Origin of the sequence: Kribbella sp. NPDC051586 (assembly GCF_044453965.1) — a bacterium.
Taxonomy (GTDB): Bacteria; Actinomycetota; Actinomycetes; order Propionibacteriales; family Kribbellaceae; genus Kribbella.
This window is the reverse complement of sequence record NZ_JBITDF010000004.1, coordinates 293729-317484: the sequence shown is the minus strand read 5'-3', so window position 1 is coordinate 317484 and position 23756 is coordinate 293729. Positions and strand designations below refer to the sequence as shown.

The following is a 23756-nucleotide window of genomic DNA, read 5'->3' as shown; positions in this document are numbered from 1 at the left end:
GGTCGGATGGTGAAACAGACCGGCCAGCAGAAGCCGATCGCGCAGAACCGGAAGGCGCGACACGACTACCACATCGAGGAAGTGGTGGAGGCCGGGCTGGTGCTGACCGGGACCGAGGTCAAGTCCCTGCGGCTGGGCCGGGCCTCCCTCGTCGACGCGTTCGCCGCCGTCCGGGGCAACGAGCTGTGGCTGCAGGGCATGCACATCCCGGAGTACACGCACGGCACATGGACCAACCACGAGCCACGCCGTGCGCGCAAACTGCTGCTGCACAAGGACGAGGCGCAGAAGCTGATCCGCGCGGTGGAGCAGCAGGGCGTGTCGCTGATCCCGCTCTCGCTGTACTTCAAGGACGGGTACGCGAAGGTCGAGCTCGCGACCGGGCGCGGCAAGAAGGACTACGACAAGCGGCACGCGCTGGCCGAGCGGCAGGCCAACCGGGAGGCGCAGCGCGCGCTGTCCGATCGGCACGGTCGCTGACTGGGGTTCGCTCAGGGACTGCTCCGGGCTGAACCCGATGGGGTGAACGGCACGCTGCGCGCAGAGTGGAAGCATGTCCACTTCAGACCTGCTGGTGACGCCGGCCCAACGGGACCGCGCAGTCGAGATCCTGAAAGAGATGTACGCCGACGGCCGGCTCGACCACATGGAGTTCGACCTCCGGCTCGAGAAGGCCCTGAAGGCCCGCACCCGGGCCGAGCTGAACAGCACGTTCGACGGCCTGGTCGCCCGGCCCGTCCCGACCTTCGCGCCGGCCGCGTTCACCCGGCCGGCGCCGGTTCAGCGCTACCAGGGTGACGGGCGGGGGATGGGCACGGTCGCCCACTGGCTCGGGTACCCGACGTTCTTCGTCGGCCCGGCCATCGTGGTTGCAACCACCGGCCAGAAGAACCCCGCCGTACGCCGGCACGCGGTCGAGGCGCTGAACTTCCAGCTGACCGCCTTCGGCGCCTTCGCGGCCCTGGGCATCCTCACCGGGTTCACCCACGGCTTCCTCGGGTTCCTCTTCCCGATCCTCGGCATCCTCTGGTTCCTGCTCACCGGCATCGGCGGCCTCGCCACCGCGGCCACCGGCAAGTTCCGCTACCCCTTCACGCTCCGCCTGATCAAGTAGGCACCGGGGGTCTGCCGAGTGGCCTGGGGAATGTCAGGTGCGGTCGGTCTGTTGGACTTGATAGTGTGGATCTTCCACCACCCTCCGGGGCGGTGGGAGTTTGACAACTCAACAGGGGGTGAACGGTTTCGACTTTGGACGTTGGTTCCAAGGGAAGCGGGCCGAGGATCCAGGGTTATCTCGTTAACGATCTCTGGAAAACAATAAGTGCCAATTCAAAGCGCACTGACTTCGCTCTCGCCGCCTGACGGCCTGAGATAAACGAAGGGTCAGCCCGGGGATGCTTCCGACCCGGTTCCTGGCCTCAGCTAGGGAGCTTGCTGTGTTAGCCCGGTCACGGGGTTGACACGGGACATTTACAGTGACTGAGCCTGTCAGCGAGATGTCTGTACAAACGCTGGGGCTGAGAAAAGCGCCATTCAGACTGCGCCCGGAGAAGTCTTGAAACCCCGCCGAAGGACGCGGGTTCGATTCCCGCCACCTCCACCCCTTTGAGAACGCGCAGGTCAGACCACATCTGACCTGCGCGTTCTGCTGTCTGCGGCCACCCACACCGCCACCTCCCGCGTTAGCCGGACACGCCTGGACAGAGCTACCCGCGGGCGATTGATGGTTACGGCTTAGCCAGGAGGGCCTGGAGTAGCTGGTTGGTGCGGAGCTGCTCGTTTACCAGGGCGATCGTGTGCTGGTTGGCTTCCTCTGCCAGACGGTTCGACTTCGAGAGCTCGTTGGCGATTGCGCTCAGCAGGTCGAGCTGCGCGGCTAGTAGCTGACCCTGCTGCAGGTTTTGGGCGCCGATCAGCTTGGCCGTCTTGCGGGTGTTCCAAGCGGCCCCGGCGAGGTTGAGCCCGTCGACGCTTCCCATGTGTGTCCCCCTCATCTCGCAGAGCAGTCGACTGCCCCTGTGCTGGTCATCGTGACTGGGCTGGCGGGTGTTACCACGAGGACGAATCTCGTGTCAGTGGGAAGACAGGGGTGTGCCAGTGGTGTTGGGGATGGTAGGGGTGTGATCGAGGGAGGGGTTGGGGATGGGGCGTAGCGAAGTGTGGCGGCGGGGCCGTGTGGGTGGGGTTGAGGTTTCCAGTACGGGGGCTGGGCCTGGGGTGGTGGTGGTTCCGGGGAACAATCGGCGGGCGCATCACTACGAGAGGCTGGCGCGCGGGCTGGCCGGCGTTCATGCCGTGCATGTGGTTGAGCGGCGTGGGCGTGGGGCCAGCGAGGCCCGTGCGGCGGCGTACAGCGTGGAGACCGAGGCTGATGATGTGCTTGCGGTGATGGAGCGCACGGGGGCTCGGGTCGTGTTCGGGCACAGTTACGGCGGGTTGATCGCGCTTCACGTCGGGTTGCGGCAGCCGCTGGATGCGCTGATCGCTTATGAGCCGGGCGTGAGCATCGGCGGGTCGTTCGACGCGAGTTGGCTGGATGCGTTCACGCAGCAGCTCGGCGACGGGCGGCAGGTGGCCGCGATGGCGACGTTCCTCAGAGGGACCGATCTGTTGCCGTCCCGGGCGAGACCGTTGCTATGGGCAATCTCTCTGCTGATGCTGCGCGGCTCGGGCGGGCGCGAGACGCGGGACATGATGCCGACGACGCCGGCCGAGATCGGCGAGGTCGCCCGGCTCGACTCCGACGGCAGCCGGTACGCCGGGATCGCGGCGCGGACCCTTCTCCTCGGTGGTGAGAAGTCGCCCGCGTACCTGACCGGAGTGCTCCCGCAGCTCGCGACGATCGTGCCGAGCGCCGAGTACACGATCCTGCCCGGCCTCGACCACAACGCCCCCGACCTCAACGCCCCGGACACGATCGCCCAGCAGATCCGGCTGCACCTGGTCCGCGGCGAGCGCCACGGGTACGTCGACCACGGCATCGAGGCGTCGCTGCCCAGCACCTGATCGCTGTGTACCTTGACGGTTACGTATCCAGATGGTTACATACAAGCCATGGAAGCTGTACTGCGGGCGCTGGCCGATGACGGGCGCAGGACGTTGGTGGAGGCTCTGGCTGCCGGTCCCGCGACCGCGGGCGAGTTGGCGGAGCTGTTGCCGATCGCGCGGCCCGGCGTCTCCCGGCATCTGAAGGTGCTGCGGGAGGCGGGGCTGGTGGACAGCCGGCAGGAAGCGCAGCGCCGCGTCTACAGCCTGCGGTCCGAGCCGCTGGCCGAGCTCGACGAATGGCTGGGACGGTACCGCGATCTCTGGGAGCAGCGGCTCGACGCCCTGCACACCGAGATCGCCAGGGGAAAGAGGAGCGACAAATGACATCCAACGGAGCAGGTCGTGTTCTGGGCCGCCTCGAAGCAGCCGACGGCGCCGGCGTCGTCCGGATCGAGGATCGCTACGACACCGACATCGACGACCTGTGGACGGCCGTCACCGACCCGGACCGACTGGCCCGGTGGTACGGGAAGGTGGATGGCGATCTCCGCCTGGGCGGCGCCTTCACGCTGTACGTCGAGTCCGCCGACCTGCACAGCACCGGACGCGTCGACGTCTGCGAACCGCCGCGGAATCTGCGCGTCACGACCAGGGAGACCGACGAATCGGCGGACCGAGGCAACGGCCCGGCGCCGTTCGACAAGACCATCGAAGCCACGCTGACCGCCGACGGCGCGCAGACGATCCTGACCATCGAGGTTCGCGGCGTCCCGCTGGACAAGATCGAGTACTTCGGCACCGGCTGGCAGATCCACGCCGAGAACCTCGCGGCGTACCTCGCCGGGAGCGAATCCGCCGACACCGAGGCCCACTGGGCCGAGCTCGTCTCCGCCTACCAGGCCCTGTCGGCCGCCATCCGCTGACCGTGCTGCTCAGCGCAGAGCAGTCTCGATCAGCTCGTCCGAAAGGCTGCGCAGGCGTGCGCGGGCGCCGGCGTCGTACGCCTGCGAGTTGGCCCGGGACTCGCGGAGGCCGTTGAAGTACCGCCCGGTCGGCAGGTCCGGCGCCGTGATCAGTCGCATCGTGGCATCGGCGCCTTCGGCAACACTGCTGATCGGGCTCACGCCGCTCTCGGTCACCATCGTGGTCGCCATGAATGTTGCTGGGTGCAACGAGTTCACCAGGATCCCGTCCGCGGCAAGGTCGATGGTGAACATGATCTGCGCCAGCTTGCTCCGCTGGTACGCCGCGAACCCGTCCCAGCCACGCTCCATCATCGGATCGTCGAAGTCGATCGCCTGCTGGCCGGCCGACGCCACGTTCACGACCCGGCCCGAGGACGCCAGCTGGGGCAGCAGGAGCCGGGTCAGCCGGTAGCCGGCGAGGTAGTTGACCGCGAACCGCAACTCGATGCCGTCGGCACTTACCTCCCGCGTCCCACCGGGCGGGCCGCCGCCGATGCCCGCATTGTTGACGAGGACATCGAGTTCGCCGTTGATGCCCTCGGCAAGCTTGTCGACCTCACGCAGGCCGGCAAGGTCCGCGAGGAGGACCTCGGGTTCGGGCCCGCCCGCGGCGAGGACGTCGGCCCGAACCCGTTCCGCGCGCTCGGCGGAACGCCCGTGGATGAGGACACGCGCTCCCGCCGTACCCAGGCGGACGGCCAACTCGCGTCCCAGCCCGTCAGTCGCCCCGGTGATCAGAATCGTCTGCACGACAGCCACCGTACGTCAGCGGAGACCGCGGAACGTGCGCCGGAGGTCGTCGGTCCATTCCGTTGGGAGCTCCCACGGAATGAAGTGGCCGCCGTTCGGGTGGGCGGTGATGTTGACGTGGTTGTACCAAGCGGCGCGGTCGCCGGCGAGGAAGTTGTCGACGCGCTCCTGCGGGGTGTGTACGCCGGGCGGGTCCTCGTGGCCGACGAAGGTGATCCCGGTCGGGGCTTCGATCGCCGGCGTCCGGTCGTGGGACGGCGTCCAGGGGTAGCGATTGTTGTTGGAGTACGTCCGGATCGAGGTGTCGATCGCGTTGCCGGCCCAGTAGATCGTCGCGTTGGTGAGCAGGTCGTCGTCGGTGAACGCCTTGTCGCCGCCCTCGGCCCACTTCTCCCAGCGCTCGAGGATCCACGCGAGCATGCCGGCGGGAGAGTCGGCCAGGCCGAAGCCGAGCGTGCTCGGGTCCAGGACGTGCGTGGCGAGGTGTGCGGCGAAGCGGTGTTCGAGCTCGATGATGCGCGCGTGGATCTCCGGCGGCAGGCCGGACGGGATCGGGTTGCCGCCGCTCAGGTCCCACCCGCGATCGCCGTTGAAGAACGACAGCTTCAGCGCCGAGCCGATGTGGATCCCGTACAGCTCGTCGGCGTACTTGTGCCCGAGCTGCCCCGTCACCAGCGCGCCGACGTCGCACCCGGCCGCGGCGTACTTCGGATGTCCGAGGACACCTGTCATCAGCTCGTGCCAGACGTCGGCGATCTTCCAGAAGTTCATGTCCGGCCGGGTCGGCGTGGAGAACCCGAACCCGGGCAGCGACGGCACGATCACGTCGAACGCGTCCGCGGGATCACCGCCGTACGACGCGGGGTCCGCGAGCGGGTCGATCACCTTCGACCAGTGCCAGAACGTCCACGGCCAGCCGTGGCTCAGGATCAACGGAATCGGATCCGGACCGACCCCGGGCTTGTGCATGAAGTGCACCGGTACGCCGTCGACGTCGACCTGGTAGTGGTCGTAGGCGTTGATCGCCCGCTCGGCCGCCCGCCAGTCGAAACCGTCGGCCCAGTACTCGACGAGTGGTTGCAGGCGGCTACGACGTACGCCGTAGTAGCCGTCGTCGTTACCCGCGTCGCGCGGCCATTTCGTGGCGAGGAGACGACGGCGCAGATCGTCGAGAACGTCGTCGGATACGTGGATCGGGCTTGGAATCATGGGGTGTCCTCGGCGAGCTCGGTCAGGCGGTGGAGTACATCGACGGAGCCCGCGAGCACGGCTCGCTCCTCCGGGCTCAACCGGTCGACGAGTGCGGTCAGTTTCTCGATGCGGTGCGCGTGCCGGGTGTTGACGATCTCCCGGCCGGCGCCGGTCAGCGAGATCAGGCTGGCCCGGCCGTCGGTGGGGTCGGGGCGGCGCTCGACCAGACCCTCCTGCTCGAGATTCGAGACCAGGCTGGTCAGGGCAGGCTGCTTCAGCTGCTCCGTCGGCAGGAGCTCGGTGAGCCGCAGCGGGCCGTCGCGATGGAGCGTGTGCAGCACCGAGAGCGCGGAGAAGTTGAACTTCCGCACCGGTGGCAGCCGGATGAAGATCGTGGTGAAGTCCTCGATCACCGTCGTCAGCCGGTCGATGTCCATGGCGACGACTATATCAATTTTCGATGTATCTACAAGTCAGTTGCTGAGGGCGACACCAATCGCGAACGTGGTGCTGCCGGACTTGAAGGTGAGGACGGCCGCGTCCGTGCTGTCGGGCAGGTGGCCCTTGAACGTGATCGCGCCGTGCTCGGTGCCGCCGGCCGCGACCCGCCTCGGCCAGCTGCTGCGCCCGGTGTCCACGTGCAGGGTGGTGCCGTCGGCGGCGGTGAACGTCGTACCGTCGATCGGGATCGTGACGGGCTCCTTGGCGCCGTTGGCGAGCATCACCTCGACGCGGGTGAAATGGCTTGTGTACGTGACGTTCTCGACCGTGACCGTGACCGCGGCGGAGGGTTTCGCGACCGGCTTGACCAGGCGGTCCTCACCGGATTCGTTGCCGGTCAGGTAGCCGGCGACGTACTTCGTCCCCGCGCTCACGACGAATCCGCCGACGCCGACTCCGCCCAGCACGACGGCGATAGCGATCAGGATCGAGACGTCGAAGCGGCCGGGGCGATGGTCCTTCGGCGCGGCGGCGTCGAGCAGCGCCAGCACCATCGCCACCACGAGCGCGATGCCGGGCGGGACCAGCCAGCGCAGTTGGCCGCCGGGTCCCTCGGAGAGGAACGTGACGATCAGGTTCGCGACCAGCCCGAGGACGATCACGCCCGCCGCCACGATCAGCACGCGCGGCAACCGCACCGTCCCGACGGCGTCGTCGGCGTTCCCCTCGAGGTCCGCCGTACGCCGATCTCCGGTACGCGGATCCGCGGTCGGCAACCGCTCCGCACCTGCACGCCGATCCGCGCCGGTACGTCGGTCGGCGCTTGCACGGCGGTCCGTGCTCGTACGCCGATCCGTACTGGGCGGCGGCGGTTGATCCGGGGTGCTGCGGCTCGAGATGGGCCAGCTGTCCGACGCGTTCCAGTTCGGTTCCGACTGCTCGATCCGCGCCGAAATCTCCCACGGCGACCGGACGGGCTCGGGGTTGTCCGCCGACGGGTACGCCGCCCAGGCGTTGCCGTCCCCGCCACGCTCCACGTCGAACCCGGGCACCACGCCGGCAGGCCCGTGCTCAGCAGACTCGTACTCCCCGCGATCAGCCTCGTACGCCGGCTCGCCGTACCCAGCCTCCTCCGACCACGGCTCCTCGGCAGGCACGGAGTCGGCAGGCACGGAGTCGGCGTACCCGGGGTCGGCGTATCCGGGGTCGGTCGGAGCAGGGTCGACAGGCGGGGTGGGGGCAGCCGGTGGAGCTTCGGGGGCGGGGTCCGCGGGCGCGTATTCGGCCGGAGCAACTGAGCTCGCCGGAGGTTGAACAGGCGCGGGCTCCGCGGGCGGCTCGGGAGCTGCCGCGGGGGTGACGGGGTCGGGGAGGGTGGATTTGTGGAAGGTCAGGACCGAGCGGCCGATGTGGATGCGGTCACCCGTCGTGAGAGCCGTCGGTGCGGTGATGCGGCGGCCGTTGAGACCCGTGCCGTTGCGGGACTCGTCGTGGAGGGTCCAGGTGGCGCCGTCGCGGGCGAGGCGCGCGTGGATGCGGGAGATCTGGTCGTCCGCCTGCAGTCGGATGTCGGCGTTCGAAGCGCGGCCGATGGTGAACGTGTCGCTCCCGGCCGGCAGCGTCCAGCGCTGCTCACCGAGCGACAGCACGAATTCGGTTTCCACTCACACCCCAGCCGGCATCATCCTGATCGCGTTCCGCCGCGCCGCTGCCGGCGCGCACCCCGCGGCAGCCAACCCGTCTGCGCGATTCTGCCATCCGCGCCCGCCCCAGACCACCGGGAGTCCCAATCACCACGGTCTGCGACAACCCCCTCACGCCACCTGGCCGGCGGGATCCGATGCGGACCCCACAGTTGTCATAAATCTCAGGATCCGGTCGGGTTTGTCAGCTGTTAGTAGCGATGACAACGCGGTCAGTTGTCCTCCGGGTGCCAACGGCACGGTAGCGCCTTGCCCGGGTGGGGTCGCGGACATAGTGTCCCCCCGCGCGATCCATCGGGGCCGGATGAAAAGGGGGACCCAGCAACAGGCCCGGTGAGTAGGCCGGAGGTTCCAGGCGGAGTGGTGCACCGCCTGCAGTCCGGCGAGGCGCAACCCGCCCAAAGCACCGCATTCGCGAAGGGACCAATACCAATGGTCTTGTTCCAGCGTTCTCGCAAGCCTGCCGTCTTCCTGGGGCTTACCGGCCTCGCAGCGGCAGCACTCGCCGGATTCGGCACATCGGCCGCAGGGGCCGCGCCGAGTGCGGCACCCCCGCCCCGGCCCACGCAGGCACAGTCCAAGGCATTCGCCGCCGACTCCGCCTCGTCGCTGGTCTCCGGCCGGCCGAGCGCACTGCATGCCTCCAAGGACGACAAGTTCACCGCGAAACCGGTGATCTCGGACCAGTCCGGCCTGCAGTACGTCCCGTACGAGCGTTCGTACAAGGGCCTCCCGGTCATCGGTGGTGACTTCGTCGTCGTCACCGACGCCAAGGGAGCCGTGAAGTCCACCTCGGTCGCCCAGGCCACCGCCGTACCCGAGCTGGCGACCACCGCCAAGGTGACGGCCGCGGCCGCACAGAAGACCGCCGCCAAGCAGCTGAAGAAGGTCGACTCCTCGACCAGGCCGACGCTCGCTGTCTACGCACTCAAGGGCACCCCGAAGCTCGCCTGGCAGTCCCGGGTCAGCGGCCGGAAGGGCAACGAGCCGTCGAGTCTGTCGGTGTACGTCGACGCGCAGAGCGGCAAGGTGCTCGGTACCCAGGAGCACGTGATGGCCGGCAACGGCACCGCGGCGTACAGCGGACCGAACCCGGTCCACCTGGACACCACGCAGTCCGGCTCGACCTTCTCGATGAAGGACCCGACCACCACCAACCAGTCCTGCCAGGACGCGGCGAACAACACCACGTTCTCCGGTCCGGACGACAACTGGGGCAACGGGACGGCCTCCAACAAGGAGACCGGCTGCGTCGACGCCCTGTTCACCGCGCAGACCGAGAAGCACATGCTGTCGGCCTGGCTCGGCCGTAACGGCTTCGACGGCAACGGCGGCGGCTGGCCGATCCGCGTCGGCCTGAACGACGAGAACGCGTACTACGACGGCACGCAGGTGCAGGTCGGCCACAACACGGCCGGCGGCTGGATCGGTTCGATGGACGTGGTGGGTCACGAGCTGGGCCACGGCGTCGACGACCACACCCCGGGCGGCATCTCGGGTTCGGGCACGCAGGAGTTCGTGGCCGACACCTTCGGCGCGGCCACCGAGTGGTACAGCAACCAGTCCTCGGCCTACGACCCGCCGGACTTCCTGGTCGGTGAAGAGGTCAACCTGGTCGGCAGCGGCCCGATCCGCAACATGTACAACCCGTCGGCGGTCGGCGACCCGAACTGCTACTCGAGCTCGATCCCGGGCTCCGAGGTGCACGCCGCGGCCGGTCCCGGCGACCACTGGTTCGTCCTGCTCTCCCAGGGCAGCGGCGGCTCGCCGAACGTGCCGACCTGCAACAGCTCGTCGGTCACCGGTCTGGGCATCCAGAAGGCCATCAAGATCATGTACAACGCGATGCTGATGAAGACCAGCAGCAGCTCGTACCTGAAGTACCGCACCTGGACCCTGACCGCGGCCAAGAACCTGTACCCGGGCAGCTGCACCGAGTTCAACACCGTCAAGGCGGCGTGGGACGCGGTCAGCGTTCCGGCTCAGTCCGGTGACCCGACGTGCACCGTCTCCGGTGGCGTCACGGTCTCCAACCCGGGCAACAAGAGCGCCACGGTCGGTACCGCGATCGCGTCGTTCACGCTGACGGCCAGCGGCGGCACCGCGCCGTACACCTGGTCCGCCACCGGTCTGCCGGCCGGCATCACCATCGGTTCCTCCACGGGCACCGTCTCCGGTACGCCGACCACCGCCGGCACCTACAACGTGACCGCCACGGCCACCGCGAGCGCGGGTGGATCGGGCAGCACGTCGTTCAGCATCACCGTCAGCCCGGTCGGCGGCGGTTGCTCCTCGCCCGGCCAGAAGCTCGGCAACGCGGGCTTCGAGACCGGTACGGCGTCACCGTGGTCGGCCTCGGCCGGAGTGGTCGACAACACCGCCTCCCAGCCCGCCCACAGCGGCACCTGGAAGGCGTGGATGGACGGCTACGGCCAGACGCACACCGACACGCTGAGCCAGTCGGTCACCATCCCGTCCGGCTGCGCGGCGACGCTCACCTTCTACCTGCACATCGATTCTGCGGAGACCACCAGCACTACGCAGTACGACAAGCTCACGGTGAAGGCGGGCTCGACCACGCTGGCGACGTACTCGAACCTGAACAAGGCGAGCGGATACTCGCTCAAGTCGTTCAACGTCTCGTCGTTCGCCGGCCAGACGGTGTCGATCAGCTTCACCGGCACCGAAGACAGCTCCCTGCAGACCTCGTTCGTCGTCGACGACACGGGCCTCAACCTGAGCTGACCCCCTGAAAAGAACCCGGCCGCCGCACCTTCGGGGGTGCGGCGGCCGGCTCATGTGCTGGGTCAGTTGAGGGTCATTCTCGGTTCGCCGTTGACGAGGCCGGTGCCGGCGATGGTGCAGGTGCCGCCGCGGTTCTGGGTGTAGGTCTGGCGGACGCAGTTGCGGAGTGCGAGCTGGGCCCAGTAGTTCGGGTGCAGGGACTCCTGGATGAAGTAGTCCGAGCCGACCGTGGTGACGGTGCGGATCTGGTTGATCCACTCGGTCTTGTCGACGGCGGTGGGCTGGGTCCAGGACGTGAGGCCGACTTCCTCGTACAGGCCGACGGTGTTCTCGCAGAGGCGGCGGCCGTTGAAGGCGGACTGGAGTTCGAGGAGGCGGGCGTTGGCGAGGCCGGACTGGCCGATCGCGGCGCGGACGGTGTTGTTGATGGTGAGGAGTGCGGTCGCGTTCGCCCAGTCGGCGTCGGCGTTCCAGAAGCCGCAGCCGCCGGTGCTCTGCCGGGTGTAGCCGGACTGGCTGTACCGGAACCCGCTGGCCGAGGGGATCGGCGACGGGTACGTCTGTACGACGAGGCTCCACGCGGTGTCGCCGTACCCGGCGTTGCGCATCGCGGTGCGGACGTTCTGGAACGTGGTCGCGATCCTGGCGCGGACGGTGGTGATGTTGGCGGAGGTGAAGTTGGCGACGACGGACGAATCGTCGCGGCAGTAGTCGGGGTCCCAGGACGGCGACAGCAGGAAGTCCTGCACGCACTGGGTGACGATCGACGCGAAGTTGAAGTCGTTGCCGCCGATCGAGACGACGACCTGCTTCACGTTGTGGCTGCTGGCGAACTGCTGCAGCATCTTCGCCTGACCGAGGTTGCCCGCGCCGTCGTCGTAGAAGTCGATGCCCGGCTTGAAGTAGTCGCCCGTGGCGGTCGTGGTCTTCGCGCCGGAGCAGGCCAGGTTGAGCCCACCGACGCCGCCGCCGATGTACGCCTCGGCGGACTGGCTGCGATGGCATCGCGGGATCTGCTCGGCGGTATGGCTCGCATTGTCGTGGTACGCGTGCGCACCGAGCGCGTCGGCCGGTGCCTCGGAGTCGTTCGAGCTACCGGCCCAGCGGCCGGCCTCGCCCGAAATGTAGGAGTCCCCAACGGTGACGACGTACGGCGTACCGGAGCCGGGACCGTCGGCGTGTGCCGGGGGAGCGACCAGGCCGAGCCCGGTCAGGGAGAGTAGGAGGATTGCTGCGGACACTCGACGCCAAGCTGAGAAAACAGAGGTCGGAACTCTCATCCGGAAGGCCTCTCTCGCCGGAGTTCGGTGATCTCAGGACCCCCACCAGATCACCGTCGGCGTCAAGGTACTCCCGGGTAACCATCATTGGTAGACCGAGCGTACTGACACGTTTGCGCCCTGTCACCACCGTGACAGCCCTGCCCGGCCAGCCCGGCCCGTCCGGTCGCGGCTCAGGTCAGCCGAGGAGGTTGAGTTCCTCCGGCCAGCGCTGCTGCCACCACGCGCGCCAGCGGGTCTCGAGCTCGTCGCGATCGACGTCGCCGTATACGGACAGGATCGCCATCGTGGCGCCGTCGGGCTTCTGCTCGCCCGGCGGGATGTGGCTGAGCACGAGCAGGCCGTTGCCCCAGGCATCTACTGTCAGGCCGACCTGATGTTCGGTGGTATACCAAATCTCGCCCTTGATGGACTGGCCGACGAGCTCGAGCTCGATCCCCGCGCCGGCCGGCCCCGCGGGGATGCTCAGCTCGGTGATCGGCGACACCGCGCCGGTGCCGGAGAAGAACAATGTGCGCCGGGGCTCGCCCGGATGCCGCTCGACGGCGAAGCGCAGTTGGTGCAGGAAGGTGATCCAGCCCTCGGTGACGTCGTCGTAGTACGCCTCCCACTCGGGGTCGGCGCCGCGCGGCGCGCGGGTCAGCGTGACCCGGGATCCGCCCTCGACCGGCTCGACCTCGAACCGGTCCCCGTGGCCGAGAGTCAGCGTCGTGCCCTCCTCGGTGGTCTCGGTGAAGTAGATCAGGTCGATCTCCTCCTCCAATCCACCCTGGGGTCCCTCGTACTCCCAGCCGTGCCAGTGCCGGATCTTCTCCTTGTTCCGCAGGGCGTCCCAGACTGCCTCCACCGGCGCCGCCACGGTCACCACGATCTTCATGACTCTCCTTCGGTGCGGCGGGGCGCCGGATGACCGCCCGCGATCAATCGGTACGGTCGTCCGCCCTCACTGTCGAACTCCTCGACCACCCGCTGGACCGCCGCGGTCAACGCATCGGTGAACCGGTGCACGTCACCCGGCTCCGCGAACCGCACCTCGGCCTCGAGGGTGAACGTCAGCAGCCGCTTCCCGTCAGCGTCCGCCGCGCTCTGCATCCGCGCCACGTCCCGGACCGTGCCCGCGGCGACGTCGACGAGGTGCTCGGCGGCGTACTGGTCCTGGATCTCGGTGAACGCTTGGCCCATCACGCCCGGATCGACCACCACACCGGCCGATGCGCGGAGGATCCGCTCGGTGAACCCGCGCCGCTGCCGCTCCTCGACGAGCTCGACCAGGCCGGCCTTCTCCAACTCGCGGAGGTGGTAGTTCACCCGCTGCCGGGGCAGGTCGAGCGCAGCCGCCAGCTGGGTCGCCGACGCCGGCTCCCGGAGCAGCTCGAGCAGCCGCCGCCGGATCGGCGACAACGCCATCCGCACCTTCTCGGGCTCCTCGACGTACCGCAGCATGCCCCCAATCTCCAATTGACAGAAAAATTTGTCAAGAGGCGATCCGGATCCCCGGGCCATCACAATCGGCAGCCGGCGGTCGCGTCAGGCGGGGGCGCGGGCCGGGGGCGCAATTGTGATGGTCTGGAGATCCGCCGGTGCGGGAACATGGGCGGCATGTCTGAGCATGGGCTGCAGCGTGGTGCGCAGCGGGGGCCGCGTGGTGCGCAGTGGGGGCCGGGTGGTGCGCAGCCGGGGCCGCAGTTGCCGGTGGGGACCCAGGTGGTGATGCGGGTCGCGGCGCCGGACGATCAGGGCGGTACGGCGCAGCGTGGGGCGACCGGGCGGGTTGCCGGCGTCACCGGGGACGGGCGCTACACGGTGCGGCTCGTCGACGGGCGGGAGACCGTTGCTCGGCGCGATCAGCTGAGCCTGCGGACGGTGTACCAGGATGAGGCGATCGAGCTCGAGCAGCCGGACGGTGACCGGCTGGTCCACGAGCACACGATCTATGCGGCCGTCGTCGGATCGCGGGCGTTCGGGCTGGACACGGACGACTCGGACACCGACACGCGTGGGGTGTACGTCGCCCCGACCGAGGCGTTCTGGTCGCTGGCCAAGCCGCCGACGCACGTGGACGGCCCGGAGCCGGAGTGGTTCTCCTGGGAGGTCGAGCGGTTCTGCGAGCTGGCGTTGAAGGCCAACCCGAACCTGCTCGAGGTCCTGCATTCGCCGCTGGTGGTACGCCAAACCCCGCTCGGCGAAGAGCTGGTCGGGCTACGGCAGTCGTTCCTGTCGCAATTGGTATACCAAACCTATTCGGGCTACGTGCTCAGCCAGTTCAAGAAGCTCGAGACGGACTTCCGGCGGGACGGCTCGCCGAAGTGGAAGCACGTCATGCACCTGATCCGCCTGCTCCTCGCGGCGCGCAGTCTGTTGCTGGAGGCAACGTTGGTCGTCGAAGTCGGGCCGCATCGCGACCGGCTGCTGGCGGTCAAGCGTGGTGAGGTGCCGTGGGACGAGGTCGAGCGCTGGCGCCTGTCGCTGCACGAGGAGCTCGACCAAGCCCTGCAGCGGACGGTCCTGCCCGCGACACCAGATGTTACGACGGTCGACCAGTGGTTGCGGTCCGTACGGAGGAGGAGTCTCGGTGACGCGTGACATGCGGCAGCTCGACTACACCGAGCTGCGTTCCATCATGGGTGAGCAGCCGTATCCGCTGCTCTTCGCGACCGTCTCGGGCGCCCACCTGTACGGCTTCCCGTCCCGCGACTCCGACGTCGACCTGCGCGGCGTGCATGTCCTGCCGGCCGCCGAGGTCGTCGGCCTCCGCACCGGTCCGGAGACCCTCGACCGCACCTGGTTCGAGAACGAGGCCGAGGTTGACCTCGTCACCCACGACCTGGCCAAGTTCGCCCGGCTGATGCTGCGCCGCAACGGCTACGTACTCGAGCAGGTCCTCTCGCCGCTGGTCGTCATCAGTACGCCGGAACACGCCGAGCTGATCGAGCTCGCGGCCGGGTGCATCACCAAATGGCATGCGCATCATTACCGCGGCTTCGCGAAGACCCAGTGGGAGTTCTTCCTGAAGAAGGGCGAGCTCAAGCCGCTCCTCTACACGTTCCGGGTGTTGCTCACCGGCACCAACCTGATGCGGACCGGCGTTGTACAGGCCGATCTGCGCGAGTTGCTCGACGGTGCGCCGGCCTATCTGCCCGAGTTGATGGCCGCGAAAGCCGAGGCCGAACATGCGCCGGTGGACGGGCTGTCGGGGGAGCGGTTGTCCGAGGATGTCAGCCGGCTCCAGGCCGCCCTCGACGAGGCGGAGGCAGTGAGTCTCCTGCCTGACCGGCCCACGGCTGAGCCGGGCCTGCACGACCTGCTCGTCCGCGCTCGCCTCGGATAACGGTTGCCACACTCTGGGCTGACAACGCTGGACAGCCGTAGGGTACTTACTTAACTTCGTGAAGCATTGACATTGGGGCTGGCGAGGTAAATAGTTCCGTCCTGAAATCAATCAGAAAGCAGAGTGAATCAACAGTGTCGAACATCGAGATCCTGCAGCTCCGGGCCGCCGCGGTGAGCCTGGTGCTCGACTGCTCCGGTCCCGCCCTTCCGTCGGTCCTGCACTGGGGCGCGGACCTGGGCGAGCTGACCGAGGCCGCTCTGCTGGAACTGCGCCGCGGCGCCGGTGCCGTCCAGGACGGCACCGGCCTCGACGAGAACCGTCCGATCGCGATCGTGCCGGAGTACTCGGCCGGCTGGTTTGGTATACCAGGCCTGAGCGGCCATCGCGACGGACAGGACTTCTCCGCCAGCTTCCGGCTGACCAGCGTCGCCCAGACCGGCAACACCGTGCAGGCCGACGCCGCCGACACCGAGGCCGGCCTCGAGATCCGGCTGACCATCGAGCTGACGGACTCCGGTCTGGTGCGGGCGAAGGCAGACCTGACGAACACGGCCGCGACGCCGTACACGGTCGACGGTCTGCTGCTCGCGCTGCCGATCCCGACCGAGGCGACCGAGCTGCTCGACATGACCGGCCGGCACATCGGCGAGCGGCACCCGCAGCGGCACGCGCTCACCCAGGGTGCGCACATCCGCGACAACCGACGCGGCCGCACCGGCGCCGACGCGACCCTGCTGCTGCTCGCCGGCACGCCCGGCTTCGGCTTCCGCGACGGCGAGATCTGGGGCGTGCACACCGCCTGGAGCGGCAACCACCGCTCGTACGCCGAGCGCGGCATGAGCGGGTACGGCGTGATCGGCGGCGGCGAGCTCCTCCTCCCGGGCGAGGGCCGCATCCAGCCGCAAGGCACCTACGGCACCCCGTGGATCTACGGCTCGTACGGCGTCGGGCTCGACCAGGTGTCGCACCGGTTCCACGACTACCTGCGGGCCCGGGCGAACCACCCGAAGACCGAGCGTCCCGTCGTACTGAACACCTGGGAGGCCGTGTACTTCGACCTCGACCTGGACAAGCTGAAGGCGCTCGCCGACGCGGCCGCCGAGGTCGGGGCCGAGCGGTTCGTACTCGACGACGGGTGGTTCCGCGGCCGGCGCGACGACCGCGCGGGCCTCGGTGACTGGTACGTCGACGAGGGGATCTGGCCGAAGGGTCTGCACCCGTTGGTGGACCACGTGAAGAGCCGCGGCCTGCAGTTCGGCCTCTGGGTCGAGCCGGAGATGGTGAACCCGGACTCCGACCTGGCCCGCGAGCACCCGGACTGGATCCTCGCCGCAGGCGACCGGCTGCCGCCGACCGCGCGGCACCAGCATGGCCTCAATCTTGGTATACCAGCCGCCTACGACTACATCCTCGAGCGGCTCGACAGCATCCTGGCCGAGTACGACATCGCGTACCTGAAGTGGGACCACAACCGCGATTTCGTTGACGGCGGCAACCAGTTGACGGGTACGGCGGGCATCCACGAGCAGACGCTCGCGGTATACCGGCTGATCGACGAGCTCAAGCGCCGGCACCCGGGACTCGAGATCGAGTCCTGCTCGTCCGGCGGCGCCCGCGTCGACCTCGGGATCCTGGAGCGCACCGACCGGATCTGGGGCAGCGACAGCAACGACGCCCTCGAGCGGCAGACCATCCAGCGGTACACGCAACTGCTGCTGCCGCCGGAGCTGATCGGCTGCCACGTCGGCCCGCCGCGGGCGCACACCACCGGCCGTACGCAGACCCTGTCCTTCCGCGCGACCACGGCGCTGTTCGGCCACTTCGGCATCGAGTGGGACATCGCGTCGGCCGGCCCCGAGGAGCGCGAGGAGCTCAAAGGCTGGGTGGCCCTGCACAAGGAACTGCGACCGCTGCTGCACACCGGTCGAGTGGTCCGCGCCGACCGCGGTCCCGAGGACGTGCTCGTGCACGGCGTCGTCGCGCAGGACGGCGGGCGCGGCGTGTTCAGCGTCGTACAGGTGAAGCAGTCGGTGACGTCTGCCGTCGGCCGGGTCCGGCTCCCCGGGCTCGACCCGCACCGCACGTACCGGGTCAGCAAGGTCGCGACACCCGGACCCGAGTCGCGGTCCGCGGCCTGGTCGGCCGAGGGTGGAAGCGTGGAGCTGAACGGCGCCGCCCTCGCCTCGGTCGGAGTGCTCATGCCCGCGCAATGGCCCGAGAGCGCGATCTTGCTGGATGTGACTGCGACCGACTAGCCCGGCCGGTCGCCGACAGAGAAGGAGATCCCCGTGACCGCCACCACCAACGCACCACCCGACAGGAAACGAAGTCACGGGGACTCGGCACCACCGCCGGGGAAGCGGCGAAGCCTGGGCGACCTCAAGGTCGCGATGATCTTCATCGCCCCGGCGACCCTGGGGTTCGTCGTGTTCTACATCTGGCCGACGCTGCGCGGGGCCTACCTGAGCTTCACCGAGTACAGCCTGCTCTCGGCGCCGAAGTTCAACGGGCTGGCCAACTACGAGCGGATGATCCACGACAGCTTCTTCTGGAACGCGCTCGGCGTCACGGTCGAGTACGTCGTGATCAACATCGGCCTGCAGACCGTCCTGGCGGTCGGGATCGCGATGCTGATGTACCGGCTGACCAAGTCGATCACGGTCCGCGCGATCATCCTCGCGCCGTACCTGGTCGCCAACGTGGTCGTCGCGCTGGTCTGGTACTGGATGCTCGACGTGCAGGTCGGCGTCGTGAACACCTTCCTGGGCTGGGTCGGGATCGACCCGATCGCGTTCTTCGGCGACTCGCACTGGGCGATCCCGACCGTTGCCGGGATCAACGTCTGGCGGCACATGGGGTACACCGCGCTGCTGGTCTTCGCCGGCCTCCAGACGATCCCGTCGTACGTGTACGAGGCGGCCGAGGTGGACGGGTCGACCGAGTGGAAGACGTTCTGGCGGATCACGCTGCCGCTGCTGCGGCCCGTTCTGGTGATGGTCCTGGTGGTCACCATGATCGGGTCGTTCCAGATCTTCGACACGGTCGCTGTGACCACGCAGGGCGGTCCGATCAACGCGACCCGGGTGATCTACTACTACATCTACGAGCGGGCGTTCACGCGGTTCGACTTCGGGTACGCGTCGGCGATGGCGCTGGTGCTGTTCGCCATCCTCGCGGTCGTCTCGCTGGTCCAGCTGCGGTTGCTGCGGGCGCGGGAGAGTGATCTCGCATGAGGAAGCAAGTAAGTGTGGGACGTACCGTCGCCTGGATCCTGCTGTTCGTGCTGCTGATCGTCACACTGTTCCCGTTCTACTGGATGCTGCGGACGGCGTTCTCGGACAACACCCAGTTGCCGGGTCACCCGAATTCGCTGTTGCCGGTGGAGACCACGCTCGGCGCGTTCAAGCGGGTGCTCGGCCTGTCAAGCATCGAGGAGGCGCAGGCCCAGGGCGGGTCCGGCGCGGCGGTCAACTTCTGGCTGTACCTGCGGAACTCGTTGGTGGTGGCAACCATCACGACGGTGTGCCAGGTGTTCTTCAGTGCGATGGCGGCGTACGCGTTCGCCCGGCTGCGGTGGCCGGGGCGGGACAAGGTCTTCGCGTTGTTCCTGGCCGCGCTGATGGTGCCGCCGATCTTCACCGTGCTGCCGAACTTCGTGCTGATCAAGAACCTCGGCCTGCTGAACAGCTTCGCCGGCATCATCCTGCCCGGCGCGTTCATGACGCCGTTCGCGATCTTCTTCCTGCGGCAGTTCTTCCTGAGCATCAACCGGGAGCTCGAGGAGGCCGCGATGATCGACGGCGCGGGGCACCGGCTGATCTTCTTCCGGCTGATCATCCCGATGAGCGCGGCGCCGATCGCGACGCTGGCGATCCTGACCTACATCAACTCGTGGAACGACTACTTCTGGCCGCTGCTCGTCGGTCAGCAGGAGAACGTCCGCGTGCTGACGGTGGCGCTGGGCGTGTTCCGCTCACAGACGCCGCAGGGCGGTCCGGACTGGGCCGGGCTGATGGCGGCGACCCTGATCGCGGCGCTGCCGATGATCATCCTGTTCCTGGCGTTCGCCAAACGGATCACAAACTCCATCGGCTTCTCCGGGATCAAGTGAGGGACGGGCCCATGAATTCACTGATTTCACGACGCAATCTCCTCAAGGCCGGCCTGGCCGCCCTCGCCGTGCCGTCGCTTGCCGCCTGCAACAACGGCGCCGCGGCCCGCGGGCCGGGCGAGGTCATCTACTGGCTGTGGGACTCCGCGCAGCTGCCGATGTACACCGAGTGCGCCAAGGTGTTCCACGAGCAGAACCCGCAGTACACCGTGACGATCGAGCAGTACGGGTGGAACGACTACTGGTCCAAGCTGGTGACCGGGTTCATCTCCGAGACGGCGCCGGACGTGTTCACCGGGCACTCGTCGAAGTACCCGTTGTTCGCGGACAAGGGACAGGTGCTGCCGATCGACGATTACGTTGCCAAGGACAACGTTGATCTGAGCATCTACCAGAAGGGTCTCGCCGATCGCTGGATCGGTGCCGACGGCAAGCGGTACGGACTGCCGAAGGACTGGGACACCGAGGTGTACTTCTACAACAGCGCGTTCACCGCGGCCGCCGGGATCAGCACCGATCAGCTCAACTCGATGACCTGGAATCCGCAGGACGGCGGGACGTTCGAGCAGATCGTCCGCCGGCTGACAGTGGACTCGAAGGGCCGTCGCGGCGACCAGCCCGGGTTCGACAAGGAGAACGTGAAGGTCTACGGGCTCGGGTACGCCGACGCCGGCGGTGGCGACGGGCAGACCAGTTGGAGCTGGTATGCCGCGAGCAACGGCTGGAAGTACTCCCAGGGTGAACCGTGGGGCACGAAGTTCTTCTACGGCGACCCGAAGTTCACCGACACGATCGGGTGGTGGCGGGGTCTCATCACCAAGGGCCTGATGCCGACGTACGCGCAGGCGAAGTCCGGAGTGGACGTGACCACGTCGTTCGGCGCCGGGAAGTACGGGATGACCCCGAACGGCTCCTGGATGCTCGGGACGTACGGCCAGCTGAAGCAGGTGAAGACGAAGCTGGCCCGGCTGCCGATCGGTCCGATCGGGAAGCGGATGTCGATGATGAACGGTCTCGCGGACACGATCTGGGCCGGGACGAAGCGCCGCGACGCGTCGTGGGCCTGGGTGAAGTTCCTCGGTTCGCAGACCGCTCAGGACATCGTCGCGAAGGCCGGGGTCGTGTTCCCGGCGGTGGCGGCGAGCATGCCCGCGGCGAAGGCGGCGTTCGCCAAGAGCGGCTGGGACGTCACGCCGTTCCTGGAGCCGGTCGAGGCGGGCGACGTGTTCCCGTACCCGGCCAACCCGAACGCCGCGGACGTGACCGCGGTGATGACGCCGGCGATGGAGTCGGTGATGTCGTTCGAGGCCGATCCCGCCTCGCTGGCGAAGGCGAACAAGGATGTGAACGAGATCCTCGCGGTCAACAGCTAAGGGTTGACCCTGGCCGGGCCTACGCCCGGGGGAGTACGCGGTACTGCGTCGGTAGGCGCAGGGTGCTCCTCCGGGGGTAGGTGAGGTGTCGCCGCTGAGGCGACGCGGAGACGGGGGCCGGAACGACAACCTTGGTGCCATCGGAGAACCGACGAGCATCGAGGAGAATCATGAGCGACGAGAGGCCGGGCGGATCGATCCGCATCGGCGACAGTGAGCGCGAGGACGCCGTGAGGCGTCTGGGCGAGCATTACGAAGCCGGCCGGCTGAGCGCGGAAGAGCACTCCGAGCGGGTCGAGCAGGCACTCAAGGCGCGCACTGGAGCGGACCTGGACGGCTTGTTCACCGACCTGCCGGGCGCGCACCAGGCGGGCGACGCCGCCTTCGCCGGCGAGGGCGAGCCTGGCGCCGGTGAGGGATGGGCCGGGCCGTGGGGCTGGCGGAAGCCGCCGTGGACGGCGCCGGAGAATGCCGCCGGCGCTGCCGGACCAGGCGCTGCGCCAGGGGCCGGGCCGGGAGCCGGGCCGAGGGCCGGCTGGTGGGGAGCTGGTAGCGGCGGGTCCGGTGGCGGCCCGTTCGGCGGGCAGCGGCCGGAGTGGGCCCGGCGCGGGTTCCTCGGGCGGGTTCCGTTGCCGTTGCTGATCGTGCTGGGTGTGATCGGCGTGTTCGCGTCGTTCGGCTGCGTGGTGCTCGGCGGGCATCCGCCGTTCCTGCCGATCGCGCTGATCGTCGCGGCCGTGATCGTCATCCGCAAGCGGCGGACGGAGCGCCGGGCATGAGAACGGTATACCGGACGCTCGGCCTGCTGATCGCGATCGCGGTGGTCCTGCAGATCGCCTCGATCGCGCTCTCGGGATTCACGATCGCGAAGGACGCGGACGACGGGGCCGCGATCGGGGCGGACTACAGCAACTTCGGGCAGAGCTACCACAGCATCGCCGGCACGGCGATCGGTCTGCTCGCGCTGGTGTTCCTGATCGTGTCGTTCCTGACCGACGTACCGCGCGGCCGGGTGCTGGCCGGGATCGTGTTCGGCCTGGTCGTCCTGCAGTTCCTGCTCGCGGTGGTTTCCTTCGGGGTCCCCGCGCTGGGCGTGCTGCACGCGATCAACGGGCTCGCGATCGCCGCCGTCGCCAGCATGGGTGCTCGACGGGCCGCCGTACCGAACCAGCCTGTGACCAGTGGCTGAGGTCAAGAAGCGCAAGTGGGGCCGGCTGGCCGCCCTGGGGATCACCCTCGCGGTACTCGTACCGCTGGGGTATCTCTGGGCGACCAGCCTGGTCCCGGGCTCGTACGACCCGGCGGACATGGGGTACGCCGATTACGGCGGCGGACCGTCGATGGATCACGAGCACCACGCCGAAATGCCCGGGATGGCCGGGATGAGCGGCACGAGCGTCGCGGATCTGACCGGGCCGAAAAATGGTATACCAAATGTGAACGTGACCCTGATCGCGCGGAAGCAGAAGTTCCAGCTGGCGTCCGGGGAGACCGTCGACGGCTACACCGTGAACGGGACGTCGCCCGGGCCGCTGATCCGGGCGCGCGTGGGTGATCTGATCCAGGTCACGTTCGTGAACGAGTCGGTCCCGGACGGCGCCACCTTGCACTGGCACGGGATCGACGTACCGAACGGCGAGGACGGGGTCGCCGGGGTGACGCAGGACGCCGTACCGGTCGGCGGGAAGCATGTGTACCGCTTCAAGGCGCCGGCGGCCGGGACGTACTGGTACCACTCGCATCAGGTGTCGGCCGACGAGGTGAAGGGCGGGCTCTTCGGGCCGATCGTGATCGCGCCCGCGACTCCTGGTGAGGTCGTCGCCACGATCCACACGTACGACGGGAAGCGGACGATCAACGGGCGGACCGGGACGGCGCGGGTCGAGGTGCCGGCGGGTACGACGGCTCGGGTGCGGGTGATCAACTCGGACAACGCGATCGTGCGGGTCGGGCTGGTCGGCACGCCGTACAAGGTGGTCGCGGTGGACGGGCGCGACGTACACGGGCCGACGCCGGTGACGGCTGCCTACGCCTTGGCTGCCGGGGGCCGGGTTGATCTTGAGGCTGCGGTTCCGGCGGGCGGGATGCGGTTGGACGTGGGTACGGCGGCGATGTCGCTCGGGATCGGGCCGACCGATCCGCCCAAGGCTGACCTGCCGGCGGACACGGTCGATCTGCTGACGTACGGAACCTCGGCGCCGCTCGGCTTCGACCCCGCTCGCGCCAACAGGAACTTCGAATACCGGATCGGTCGCGCACCCGGCTTCCTGGATGGTGTGCCCGGGCTGTGGTGGACGATCAACGGGCACAAGTTCCCCGATGTGCCGATGTTCATGGTCGCTGAGGGAGACATCGTCAAGATGAAGATCTCCAACACCAGCGGCCAGGCCCATCCGATGCACCTCCACGGCCATCACGTCGTCGTCCTGTCCCGCGACGGCGTGCCCGCCACCGGTTCCCCGTGGTGGACCGACACGCTGGAGGTCGGCAACAAGGAGTCCTATGAGATCGCCTTCGTGGCCGACAACCCAGGCCTGTGGATGGACCACTGCCACAACCTGCCCCACGCCTCCCAGGGCCTGGTCACCCACCTCATGTACGAAGGCATCACCACCCCGTACAAGGTAGGCGGCTCCTCCCACAACAAGCCGGAGTAGGCCGGTGTTCTTGTTCTTCTGAGGTTCAGGAGGCCTGTTGCATGGAGGCGATTCTGGCGCAGGCGGCGTCGAGGGCGGCCTTCTGGGAGGTGTAGGAGCCCCACCACAGCGGGTTGTCCGGCTGGGGGTCGAGTTGGTTGTCGACGTCGGCGTACCACTCGTCGAGGGTTCTGAAGATCCGCGCGTGTAGCTGGTTGTCGTTCACCGCCACCACTCCTGGA

The 23756-nt window shown here is 68.3% G+C and carries 24 protein-coding genes and 1 other RNA gene; 16 read left to right on the top strand and 9 right to left on the bottom strand.

Going from position 1 to position 23756, the window contains the following annotated elements:
- Nucleotides 1–6 precede the first annotated feature (6 nt).
- The 3 genes from smpB to ssrA all read left to right on the top strand — a co-directional run bounded on the left by smpB (nucleotide 7) and on the right by ssrA (nucleotide 1603).
- A complete protein-coding gene (smpB, locus tag ACIA58_RS28275; RefSeq protein WP_396406824.1) occupies nucleotides 7–480 on the top strand; it encodes an SsrA-binding protein SmpB in 474 nt (157 codons plus the stop codon).
- A 73-nt stretch (nucleotides 481–553) separates the two neighbouring features.
- Complete coding sequence (locus ACIA58_RS28270) at nucleotides 554–1114, top strand: DUF1707 and DUF4870 domain-containing protein (protein ID WP_396406823.1); 561 nt, start codon at nucleotides 554–556, stop codon at nucleotides 1112–1114.
- Nucleotides 1115–1228: 114 nt separating this feature from the next.
- Nucleotides 1229–1603, top strand: a transfer-messenger RNA (tmRNA) gene (gene ssrA, locus ACIA58_RS28265).
- Between the two features lie 124 nt (nucleotides 1604–1727).
- Here the strand turns inward: ssrA and ACIA58_RS28260 are convergent.
- The gene (locus tag ACIA58_RS28260; RefSeq protein WP_396406822.1) at nucleotides 1728–1979 is read right to left on the bottom strand and encodes a hypothetical protein; all 252 of its coding nucleotides are present in this window, start codon (nucleotides 1977–1979) and stop codon (nucleotides 1728–1730) included.
- Nucleotides 1980–2220: 241 nt separating this feature from the next.
- On the opposite strand from ACIA58_RS28260, the gene ACIA58_RS28255 reads away from it, so the two are divergent.
- Genes ACIA58_RS28255 through ACIA58_RS28245 form a run of 3 tightly spaced genes read left to right on the top strand, consistent with a single transcriptional unit; the run spans nucleotide 2221 to nucleotide 3911 of the window.
- Entirely contained in the window at nucleotides 2221–3006 is a 786-nt protein-coding gene (locus ACIA58_RS28255) for an alpha/beta fold hydrolase (protein ID WP_396406821.1), read from the top strand.
- Between the two features lie 48 nt (nucleotides 3007–3054).
- Nucleotides 3055–3372 carry an ArsR/SmtB family transcription factor gene (locus ACIA58_RS28250; RefSeq protein WP_396406820.1) on the top strand — a complete coding sequence of 106 codons (318 nt, stop codon included), beginning with the start codon at nucleotides 3055–3057 and terminating at the stop codon, nucleotides 3370–3372.
- Nucleotides 3369–3911: an SRPBCC domain-containing protein gene (locus ACIA58_RS28245; protein ID WP_396406819.1), complete on the top strand. Its 543-nt coding sequence runs from the start codon at nucleotides 3369–3371 to the stop codon at nucleotides 3909–3911. The genes ACIA58_RS28250 and ACIA58_RS28245 overlap by 4 nt, the downstream gene beginning before the upstream one ends.
- Before the next feature lie 9 nt (nucleotides 3912–3920).
- On the opposite strand, the gene ACIA58_RS28240 is transcribed toward ACIA58_RS28245, so the two are convergent.
- The 4 genes from ACIA58_RS28240 to ACIA58_RS28225 are packed head-to-tail and all read right to left on the bottom strand — an operon-like array spanning nucleotide 3921 to nucleotide 7999.
- Complete coding sequence (locus ACIA58_RS28240) at nucleotides 3921–4703, bottom strand: SDR family NAD(P)-dependent oxidoreductase (protein ID WP_396406818.1); 783 nt, start codon at nucleotides 4701–4703, stop codon at nucleotides 3921–3923.
- A 15-nt stretch (nucleotides 4704–4718) separates the two neighbouring features.
- The gene (locus ACIA58_RS28235; protein ID WP_396406817.1) at nucleotides 4719–5912 is read right to left on the bottom strand and encodes an epoxide hydrolase family protein; all 1194 of its coding nucleotides are present in this window, start codon (nucleotides 5910–5912) and stop codon (nucleotides 4719–4721) included.
- Nucleotides 5909–6331 (bottom strand): MarR family winged helix-turn-helix transcriptional regulator, encoded by a 423-nt coding sequence (locus tag ACIA58_RS28230; RefSeq protein ID WP_396406816.1) that lies wholly within the window; start codon nucleotides 6329–6331, stop codon nucleotides 5909–5911. Before ACIA58_RS28230 ends, ACIA58_RS28235 begins: the two co-directional genes overlap by 4 nt.
- 36 nt (nucleotides 6332–6367) lie before the next feature.
- On the bottom strand, nucleotides 6368–7999 hold the full coding sequence (locus tag ACIA58_RS28225; protein ID WP_396406815.1) for an FHA domain-containing protein: 1632 nt from the start codon (nucleotides 7997–7999) through the stop codon (nucleotides 6368–6370).
- A gap of 471 nt (nucleotides 8000–8470) precedes the next feature.
- Here ACIA58_RS28225 and ACIA58_RS28220 point away from each other — a divergent pair, with 471 nt between their 5' ends.
- The gene (locus ACIA58_RS28220; protein ID WP_396406814.1) at nucleotides 8471–10783 is read left to right on the top strand and encodes a M4 family metallopeptidase; all 2313 of its coding nucleotides are present in this window, start codon (nucleotides 8471–8473) and stop codon (nucleotides 10781–10783) included.
- A gap of 62 nt (nucleotides 10784–10845) precedes the next feature.
- Here ACIA58_RS28220 and ACIA58_RS28215 read toward each other — a convergent pair whose 3' ends face one another.
- The 3 genes from ACIA58_RS28215 to ACIA58_RS28205 all read right to left on the bottom strand — a co-directional run bounded on the left by ACIA58_RS28215 (nucleotide 10846) and on the right by ACIA58_RS28205 (nucleotide 13506).
- On the bottom strand, nucleotides 10846–12024 hold the full coding sequence (locus ACIA58_RS28215) for a hypothetical protein (RefSeq protein ID WP_396406813.1): 1179 nt from the start codon (nucleotides 12022–12024) through the stop codon (nucleotides 10846–10848).
- Nucleotides 12025–12241: 217 nt separating this feature from the next.
- On the bottom strand, nucleotides 12242–12940 hold the full coding sequence (locus ACIA58_RS28210) for an SRPBCC domain-containing protein (RefSeq protein ID WP_396406812.1): 699 nt from the start codon (nucleotides 12938–12940) through the stop codon (nucleotides 12242–12244).
- A complete protein-coding gene (locus ACIA58_RS28205; RefSeq protein WP_396406811.1) occupies nucleotides 12937–13506 on the bottom strand; it encodes a helix-turn-helix domain-containing protein in 570 nt (189 codons plus the stop codon). Before ACIA58_RS28205 ends, ACIA58_RS28210 begins: the two co-directional genes overlap by 4 nt.
- A 156-nt stretch (nucleotides 13507–13662) precedes the next feature.
- On the opposite strand from ACIA58_RS28205, the gene ACIA58_RS28200 reads away from it, so the two are divergent.
- From ACIA58_RS28200 to ACIA58_RS28160, 9 genes are all read left to right on the top strand, one after another.
- Complete coding sequence (locus tag ACIA58_RS28200; RefSeq protein WP_396406810.1) at nucleotides 13663–14646, top strand: DNA polymerase beta superfamily protein; 984 nt, start codon at nucleotides 13663–13665, stop codon at nucleotides 14644–14646.
- Nucleotides 14636–15391, top strand: a complete 756-nt coding sequence (locus tag ACIA58_RS28195; RefSeq protein WP_396406809.1) for a DNA polymerase beta superfamily protein — start codon at nucleotides 14636–14638, stop codon at nucleotides 15389–15391. The genes ACIA58_RS28200 and ACIA58_RS28195 overlap by 11 nt, the downstream gene beginning before the upstream one ends.
- Before the next feature lie 134 nt (nucleotides 15392–15525).
- Entirely contained in the window at nucleotides 15526–17649 is a 2124-nt protein-coding gene (locus ACIA58_RS28190) for an alpha-galactosidase (protein ID WP_396406808.1), read from the top strand.
- A gap of 33 nt (nucleotides 17650–17682) precedes the next feature.
- Nucleotides 17683–18627, top strand: coding sequence for a carbohydrate ABC transporter permease (locus ACIA58_RS28185; protein WP_396406807.1), 945 nt, complete (start codon nucleotides 17683–17685; stop codon nucleotides 18625–18627).
- The gene (locus tag ACIA58_RS28180) at nucleotides 18624–19505 is read left to right on the top strand and encodes a carbohydrate ABC transporter permease (RefSeq protein WP_396406806.1); all 882 of its coding nucleotides are present in this window, start codon (nucleotides 18624–18626) and stop codon (nucleotides 19503–19505) included. The genes ACIA58_RS28185 and ACIA58_RS28180 overlap by 4 nt, the downstream gene beginning before the upstream one ends.
- 11 nt (nucleotides 19506–19516) lie before the next feature.
- Entirely contained in the window at nucleotides 19517–20878 is a 1362-nt protein-coding gene (locus tag ACIA58_RS28175) for an ABC transporter substrate-binding protein (protein WP_396406805.1), read from the top strand.
- A 170-nt stretch (nucleotides 20879–21048) separates the two neighbouring features.
- Nucleotides 21049–21657, top strand: a complete 609-nt coding sequence (locus ACIA58_RS28170; protein WP_396406804.1) for a DUF1707 domain-containing protein — start codon at nucleotides 21049–21051, stop codon at nucleotides 21655–21657.
- On the top strand, nucleotides 21654–22067 hold the full coding sequence (locus tag ACIA58_RS28165) for a hypothetical protein (protein ID WP_396406803.1): 414 nt from the start codon (nucleotides 21654–21656) through the stop codon (nucleotides 22065–22067). Before ACIA58_RS28170 ends, ACIA58_RS28165 begins: the two co-directional genes overlap by 4 nt.
- A complete protein-coding gene (locus ACIA58_RS28160; RefSeq protein ID WP_396406802.1) occupies nucleotides 22060–23535 on the top strand; it encodes a multicopper oxidase family protein in 1476 nt (491 codons plus the stop codon). The genes ACIA58_RS28165 and ACIA58_RS28160 overlap by 8 nt, the downstream gene beginning before the upstream one ends.
- A gap of 25 nt (nucleotides 23536–23560) precedes the next feature.
- On the opposite strand, the gene ACIA58_RS28155 is transcribed toward ACIA58_RS28160, so the two are convergent.
- Nucleotides 23561–23740 (bottom strand): hypothetical protein, encoded by a 180-nt coding sequence (locus ACIA58_RS28155; protein ID WP_396406801.1) that lies wholly within the window; start codon nucleotides 23738–23740, stop codon nucleotides 23561–23563.
- Nucleotides 23741–23756 lie beyond the last annotated feature (16 nt).